This window comes from Chryseobacterium sp. BGARF1, from assembly GCF_001677955.1.
Lineage (GTDB): Bacteria > Bacteroidota > Bacteroidia > Flavobacteriales > Weeksellaceae > Chryseobacterium.
In genome coordinates this window covers 1-243 of sequence record NZ_LELA01000200.1, presented here as the reverse complement: position 1 = coordinate 243, position 243 = coordinate 1, and the positions used below count along the sequence as shown (strand labels likewise).

At 31.3% G+C, this 243-nt stretch carries 1 protein-coding gene; it reads right to left on the bottom strand.

Features of this window, described 5'->3' with window-relative positions:
• The coding region (locus AB671_RS21555; RefSeq protein WP_185114074.1) for a transposase at positions 1 to 211 on the bottom strand (211 nt) is incomplete at its 3' end.
• Positions 212 to 243 lie beyond the last annotated feature (32 nt).

The window sequence follows — 243 nt, the reverse complement described above, 5'->3', positions numbered from 1 at the left end:
GACCATCGATACTTCGAAAAACCAAATGTACATGGCTTGACATAATGCACCATGCATGTATTTCTAACCCTTTATTCTTTTGGCAAAATCTTAAACTTTCTAAAAGAATTTCTTTGTATTCATTTCGGATAAATATATCCAGCCAGCCTACAACGGCAAAACTTATGAAGTATAATCCTTCGGGATTATGAAACTTGTAATTTCTGCTCATCTTTATGTTTTTTATAAAGATAAAACTTTTGA